Annotated in this window: 8 protein-coding genes and 1 pseudogene; 3 read left to right on the plus strand and 6 right to left on the minus strand. The window is 60.0% G+C overall.

Annotated elements, in window-relative coordinates; all coding sequences use genetic code 11:
* Window positions 1-116 (plus strand): annotated as a pseudogene (locus DRB19_RS28200) (succinyl-CoA--3-ketoacid-CoA transferase); the annotation flags it as partial.
* A 32-nt stretch (window positions 117-148) separates the two neighbouring features.
* Here DRB19_RS28200 and DRB19_RS28205 read toward each other — a convergent pair.
* From DRB19_RS28205 to DRB19_RS30460, 4 genes are all read right to left on the minus strand, one after another.
* A complete protein-coding gene (locus DRB19_RS28205) occupies window positions 149-1,855 on the minus strand; it encodes an ABC transporter permease (RefSeq protein WP_245439882.1) in 1,707 nt (568 codons plus the stop codon).
* A 76-nt stretch (window positions 1,856-1,931) separates the two neighbouring features.
* A complete protein-coding gene (locus DRB19_RS28210; protein ID WP_174800019.1) occupies window positions 1,932-2,951 on the minus strand; it encodes a Fe(3+) ABC transporter substrate-binding protein in 1,020 nt (339 codons plus the stop codon).
* A 154-nt stretch (window positions 2,952-3,105) separates the two neighbouring features.
* Complete coding sequence (locus DRB19_RS28215) at window positions 3,106-3,765, minus strand: Crp/Fnr family transcriptional regulator (RefSeq protein ID WP_114189287.1); 660 nt, start codon at window positions 3,763-3,765, stop codon at window positions 3,106-3,108.
* 301 nt (window positions 3,766-4,066) lie between these two features.
* A complete protein-coding gene (locus DRB19_RS30460) occupies window positions 4,067-4,351 on the minus strand; it encodes a hypothetical protein (protein ID WP_147023082.1) in 285 nt (94 codons plus the stop codon).
* A gap of 244 nt (window positions 4,352-4,595) precedes the next feature.
* Between DRB19_RS30460 and DRB19_RS28220 the strand changes: the two genes are divergently transcribed.
* Window positions 4,596-5,378: a pentapeptide repeat-containing protein gene (locus DRB19_RS28220; RefSeq protein WP_162815930.1), complete on the plus strand. Its 783-nt coding sequence runs from the start codon at window positions 4,596-4,598 to the stop codon at window positions 5,376-5,378.
* A gap of 88 nt (window positions 5,379-5,466) precedes the next feature.
* Window positions 5,467-5,724: a hypothetical protein gene (locus DRB19_RS28225; RefSeq protein WP_114189289.1), complete on the plus strand. Its 258-nt coding sequence runs from the start codon at window positions 5,467-5,469 to the stop codon at window positions 5,722-5,724.
* On the opposite strand, the gene DRB19_RS28230 is transcribed toward DRB19_RS28225, so the two are convergent.
* Together DRB19_RS28230 and DRB19_RS30465 are read right to left on the minus strand one after the other, a co-directional pair.
* Window positions 5,721-5,960, minus strand: a complete 240-nt coding sequence (locus DRB19_RS28230) for a hypothetical protein (RefSeq protein WP_114189290.1) — start codon at window positions 5,958-5,960, stop codon at window positions 5,721-5,723. The genes DRB19_RS28225 and DRB19_RS28230 overlap by 4 nt on opposite strands.
* Window positions 5,953-6,144, minus strand: coding sequence for a hypothetical protein (locus DRB19_RS30465; RefSeq protein ID WP_147023083.1), 192 nt, complete (start codon window positions 6,142-6,144; stop codon window positions 5,953-5,955). The genes DRB19_RS28230 and DRB19_RS30465 overlap by 8 nt, the downstream gene beginning before the upstream one ends.
* Between the last annotated feature and the right edge of the window lie 765 nt (window positions 6,145-6,909).

Genomic DNA, 6,909 nt, shown 5'->3' on the forward strand with positions numbered 1-6,909 from the left:
GATCGGGCATGACCCTGATTGAGCTCGCCGACGGCGTGACCGAAGACGAGATCAAGGCCAAGACGGACGCTGACTTCCGGGTGGCGTTGGATTCCAAGCAATCCAACGCAGCTTGACGGAACCGGCCCCGGAGAGGGCCGGTCTTCTTTCAAGAGCCGGAGCCTGAGCTCCTGCCAGCCTTCAGGCGGTTCTCGGCGCTCCTCACTAGCTGGATCACGGGCAGAAGCCCCACCAGGACAATGACGAGGGCGGCGAGTGAGCCGTCCTCGAAGGCTCCGCGCGACGCGTGGCCATAGACGAGCGTTGCAAGCGTCTCCGTGTTCAAGGGACGCAGCAGGAGCGTCGCCGGAAGCTCCTTGATGCAGTCCACGAAAACGAGCAGGGCCGCGCTGGCAAGCGCCGGACGCAGCAGCGGGAGCTGAATGTCCCGGACGAGTTCGCGCCGGCTCGCGCCGAGGGTGCGGGCTGCGTCCTCGACGACAGGCGAAACCCGATCCATGCCGGCGGAGAGCCCGCCGGTTGCAATGGGTAGAAAGCGGATCACGTAAGCCAGTACGATCCCGCCCGCCGCTCCCATCAGCAACAGGCCGATGCGCTCACCGGTCAGGCTCCGCCAGACCGCGCCGATCATCGTGTCGATGCCGATGAGCGGCGTCATCAACCCGAGGGCCAGGACGGTTCCGGGAACCGCATAGCCGAGGCCCGCGACGAAAAGTGCGCCCCTGGTGAGAGGCGTCTTCACCAGGCGCGACGCAAGCACCAGCAGGATAGCGAGAGTCAGCGCCATGAAGGTCGCGAGAGCCGAGAGGCTGATCGTCGTCACAAGATGCGACAGAAACGTGGTGTTGAGCTGGCTGACGAGACCGCCGCGCAGGGTCTCCCGCAGCAGGAACAAGGTTGGTAGGACGAACCCCATGATCATCGGCAGCGAGCACAGGACCGTGGCGGCCCAGGCCTGTCGGCCAAAGAGAGGCGCGGGCTGCGCGACCCGGGGTCTCTTGGCCGAGAGGGCGTAGCGCCTGTCTCGCCGGCCATAGCGCTCGATCAGGATCAGTCCCACCACGAAGGCCAGCATCACGCAGGCGATCTGCGCCGCGCCGGGGAGACTTCCGCGGTTGAGCCAAGTGTTGAACACCGACACCGTAAGGGTGCGCACGCCGAGATATTCGCTGGCGCCGATGTCGTTCAAAGCCTCGAGCAGCGCGAGGGACAGACCGACCGCGAGAGCCGGTCTCGCAAGCGGAATGGCGATGACCCGAAACAGCTTGAAGCGGCTGGCCCCGAGGGTCCGCGCCACCTCCAGCATGCTGGCGCTCTGCGTGAGAAACATGGTCCTGGCGGCGATATAGACGTAAGGGTAGAGCACCACAGACATCACCAGGATGCAGCCGGGCAGGGAGCGGATCTCGGGAAACCAGTAATCGGCCCGGGACCAGCCCGTGGCATCGCGCAGAGCCATTTGGACAAGTCCAGCCGCGTCGAAGATTTCCACGTAGATATATGCGGTGATGTAGGTCGGCACCGCCAAGGGCAGGGGCAGAAGCCACACCAGGGCGTTACGTCCGGAAAAGCGGTGGGCCGTCACGAGCCACGCGGTCGTAATGCCCATGGAACCCGCCAGAAGGGCGACGCCGCTCAGAAGGGCAAGTGTGTCGATGATGCTCGCGGGCAATACGTTGGCGATGAGATGCGGCCAGATTTCCGCATCACCCTCGGCGGCGATCCCGAGAAGGGATCCGAGAGGCATCACCACGAGCAGGCCGATCACCGCCACGGCGGCATTCAGCCACCAGGGAAGCCGCCTCGCCGAACGCTGGCGAACCGGGACGGATGCGGTCGTTGCTGATGCGATCACGTTCAATGGGAATGGCGCTGCCAGTGACGGCAGCGCCTCCTTGGTTGGGACAATGGCCGAGCGGCGGCCATCCGGCCTACTGGTCGAACCCGACCTTGTCGACGAGTTCGCTGGCCTTCTTGCGCAGTTTGGCGATTTCGGCGATCGCCACCGTGTCGGCCTTCAACTCACCGAACGACGCGATCGTCGGGTGGATCTTGATGCCTTGCTTCACGGGATATTCGGAATTGGCCTCGGCGTGAAGGTGCTGGGCATCATCCGACACCATGTATTCCATGAACTTCTCGGCATTGGCCTTGTTGGGCGCGTACTTTGCAAGCGCCAGGCCCGAGATGTTCACGTGCGTGCCGCCACCTTCGAAGGTCGGCAGGATCACGTTGATCGCCTCGCCCCACTTCTTCTGCTCTTCGTCCTTGCCGTTGCGCATCAGCGAGACGTAGTAGGTGTTGCCGATGCCGATGTCGCACACGCCGGCCAGGATGTCCTTGGCCTGCTCGCGGTCGCCGCCGGAAGGCTTCTTGGCGAGGTTCGCCTTGAGACCCTTCAGCCATTCCTCGGCCTTGGCCTCGCCCTTATGGGCGATGACGGCGGCAAACAGGCTGATGTTGTAGAGGTGCTGGCCCGAACGGATGCAGACCTTGCCCTTCCACTTGGGGTTGGCAAGCTCCTCGTAGGTGATCTTGTCCTGCTTGACCCGGTCCTTCGACGCATAGACGACGCGCGCCCGCATCGAAACGCCGTACCAATGACCCTCCGGATCGCGGTACGCGGCAGGAATGACCTTTTCCAGGGCGGCGGACTTGACCGGTTGGGTGACGCCGTAATCCTTCGCTGCCTGCAGGCGGCCGATGTCGACAGTGAGAATCACGTCGGCAGGGCTGTTCTGGCCTTCGGACCGCACGCGCTCCTCAAGGCCGTTGCTCAGGAAGATTGTGTTGACCTTGACGCCGGTCTCCTTGGTGAACTCGTCGAGGATGGGCTTGATCAGGCCAGGCTCACGCGACGTGTAGATGTTCAGGACTTCTTCGGCCGAGGCGGAAACGCCCGAACTCGCCAACAATCCCAGGGCCACGGCGCTGGACATCCATCCGCTCATCACTTTGGTGTTCAACATCATGAATTCCTCGGCGTGGGACGACACATCCCAATCTGGCCGCAAGGATCACGACAGGGATCACCGGGTCAAGAGAAAAATCTAACTATATCAATAACTTATAAGAATTCTAAACTAGACGTTGATTGTAAGAGTTCTAAGCTGAGACCTTCTCGACCGGAGCCGCTTCCTGGCTGAAGGCTTTCAACCGAGCGATCTCGGCTTCCATCTTCTCCATGTTGTTGAAGAGCCGCTCGCTGGCGAGACGCAGGAAATAGAAACCGAATTCCGGATTCTGGAAGTAGAGCTGGCGCACCTCGTCGTAGGTGATGCTCAACACCTCGCCGCCCTCAAGGCATTCCAGGGTCTGTGTACGCCGATGGTCCGGGGACAGGAAACCCATCTCGCCCACCACATGGCCTTGAGGCATTTCGATCCCAAGTTCCCGAAGCTTATAACGGCCTGAGAGCGTATAAAACATACAGGCGGCTGCATCTCCCTTAGCGAAAAGGATTTCGCCGTCCTTCACGCTGCGACGGGTCATGAATGGCTTGAGCCAATCCATGTTTAGGTCGCTGTTGGATGCGTGTTTGACCTTCTGGATCAAGCGAAGCATCTGGTACAGGCGTACCCCGTTGAGGGGGAGCAAGATCAGGTTGACCGTCATGCTCGGGTACAGGCCCATGAAGGATGCATAGGTCAGCGACACCACGTTCGTCGCGATGCCGAGGCACCGGAGCGGAATGATCGTCCTCATCGCACTGCCGGCAATGGCGAGAGCCGCCCCTAACCAGCCGATCGCTTCGACCCACGTCATATGTTCTCATCCGTAAGATTGGATACCGTTACGGCATATACCATTAATACCGACAAATTCGACAGATATGCGTTGGCGCACGTGAGAAATGCGCTCGGCGGGATCATGACCCCTCTGCAACCGATAGTGAATGGCTTGTCCGTTGGATGAACCTACTCGGTCCACCAGAACTGGTAGCCGTAGATGGCCAGGATAAGGACCATCAGGATGGCGACGATGGTCAGGATGCGCCGGTGGCGAGGTTGCTGCGCCATTACCGAACGTCTTTTCGGATGGTGGGCCATTGGCGATTCCAGTTCCGTCAGAAGCGAAACCCTGCGCCCGCGCCGCTTGGGGTCATGACGGGCTCCACCGCTGGCGATGCCGGGCGCTGTGACTCGATTCGGTCGGGTACATCAATGGCGCGGCGGCGGGCCGGCGTGCTCGATTGCTGCGCGGCGGATGATTGCCTCGGCGCGCCGCCGCTCAACGAGGGCGGGGGAGGGACAGGATCGCGGGGCAGCACGCCCTGTGGAGCGCCGGTGTTGCAGCCGCCTAGGATGCCCCCCATGAAAAACAAACAAGGGATCGCTGCCAAGATACGCATTCTGATGCCTCCACTGCCGATGGACGGGAAGCTAAGCCAAAGCGTACGGAAGTCGAGTCGTGACAGCGCGCAATCCAGATGATGATCTTCAGGTTGGATCGGATTGTGAGAACGTTACGTCATCCTCATGTATTTACAACCTAATAGGAACTCGGGAGACTCGCTTTGACCCGGCTGTGCGCCACCTAAGAAGGAACAGGACAGGCGAGCGTGAGAGGAACAGATGAGGCATTATGAGTCCACGGTGGCTGAGAGGTCCCCGCCGAGGCTGGGACGCACCGGACAATGTACGGGGATCGTCCTTCTGTTGGGCCTCATGAGTCTCATGGCCGGGCCAGCGGCCGCGAAGTGTCAGGATTCTCCTGGGCCGGGCGCCGATTGGTCGGGCTGTTCCAAAGCGCGGCTCATGTTGACCGGCGAGGATATGGCCGGGATCAATCTCTCGAAGTCTCTTCTGACCCTGAGCGACTTTGCCGGCTCGAAGCTCACGGGAGCGAAGCTCGTCGAGAGCGAGGTGAGCCGAACGCGATTCGAGGGTGCGGACTTATCCCAGGCGGATTTCACCAAGGCGATCGGATGGAGAGCCAATTTCGGTCAGGCGAACCTCGCCGGGGCAAACCTGCAATCGTCCGACATGAGCCGATCGAACTTCGCCCAAGCGAAGGCCTCCGGCACGAAGTTCAGCAAGTCCGAGCTCAACCGCTCCGATTTCAGCGGAGCCGACCTGACGGGTGCCGACATGTCGAAGGCGGAACTCGCCCGGGTCGCCTTCCAGAATGCGAAACTCGCCCGTACGGATTTCAGCTATGCCAACCTGTCGCGCGCAAACCTTAAAGACACCGGCCTCCAGGGAGCAAACCTGACCCGGGCCTACCTCTATCTGACACAGCTCGCCGGGGCCGATTTGACCGGTGCAACCGGGCTCACGCAGGGGCAGATCGACATCGCCTGCGGTGCGGCGAACACGAAGCTGCCTCCGGGTCTGGTTCAGCCGCAGGGGTGGCCCTGCACCGAGGAAGCGGACTGATCCTCGAGAGTTTCCAGGTATCTGGCGTTCCTTTAGGACAGGGCGAATAACCCGCGACAGCGCCAGACGCGTCGGTTATGAAATACGGATGACAATGGATATCTCCGCCGTTCGCCAGCAATTGATGGATCAGTGGCAGAAGGTTGCTATCGACCTCATCAAGGGCGGCATACCGCCCGAGGCGGTGTTCGAGTCTCTGCTGACCGTCGGGCTCGCCGGTCATGTGGAGATTTTCGGGAAGGATGCGACAGCATCGAAGATCGCGGCCATTGCCCAGCAGCTCTCCGTGCAGGTGAAGCAGGAAGCGGAGGCTTTGCGTGAGGCCTCGGAGGCCACGAAGAACTAGGGGCTTTGCAACGCGAGAGAAGCAAGCTCCGCGTCTGAGAACGGCGGCACGGGTTCAGGGTTTGAGGCGGCCACCTTCTCCCACTGACTGTCGCGCCAAATGTAGGGGCCCCTGTTCGTCAGGATAACGAGCCGGCCTTCGAACGTCGTCAGCGAGATCAGCTCCGTGCCTTGCGGCAGTGGCAGCGGATGAACGATGTTCTTCAGGCTCAGGGTGCCTCTGACGCCCTCAATCATCAGTGCGATCCTTTTTAAGCGCGGCAGCGATCTTTGCGTCGATCAGGCGCTCGATCGCAGCGGTGATCCGACTCGCCTGGTCGGCGTCTTCGAAGACATTCGTCAGCAAACCATAAAGAGCACCGGTGGCATATTCATTCTCCGCCAGCGGAATAGCGCGGGGCATATGGATTTCCGTAGACATCTCGAATCCTCGCTCTCTGTTAAGATAGTTGCTTACCTAAAGGAAGCGTCGGCCAATCCATCGGCGGCTCGTTCGCCGGATGGATGCATCATGTGCATGGAAAGCATCGCACGTTTATTGAAAGGTCCAAATGGGGCCAATTGGGACCGACGCGGCTACCCCGAAGGGGTATTCATTGCAGAGATTTGAATTCTCGCGCTTTCAAAAAGAAAAATTCTGATATTTGTGGATAATTATAGGAAAATTTACAATAGTAAGTCCCGAAAAGATAGAATTTAAGATAAAATTCTTAATGATATCGAAGCGATACTGTCTGTTCAATCAGGATTGCAAGAAGAATTATTATAGAATTTTACGAGTGAGAGTTTCGGGATAGGTGGATCGCGACCGGCCGCCGCTGGCCGCATGGACGATTTCCACAAAGGCAAAGCCTCAACTTCGCCGCGGGACGGATGCCGGCCGCCTCTATGGGCGTTGGGTTCTGTTCCGCAAGCACCCGCGAAATGACAGGACTTCAAGATGATGCGGCCCCTTGGCACTGCGGTCTGTCCCGTGGGTAATCGTCAATCCCAACGTGGTCAGGGAGCAGACCTAAAAAGATATCTAGTCACTGGGAAGAACATGGCGCGTGGGAAAACAACACACGGCTAATACTAAGTCCCTGAAGGGCTGACTCGTTCGTGATTTTCTGCGTCGGGGTGGGTGTGATTCAACTTGGCGAGCCATGGAGGTTCGCCATGCCGATCCCACTCCGTTCTGACTTCG

The sequence above is a fragment of the Microvirga aerophila genome, assembly GCF_003332305.1.
Lineage (GTDB): Bacteria > Pseudomonadota > Alphaproteobacteria > Rhizobiales > Beijerinckiaceae > Microvirga > Microvirga aerophila.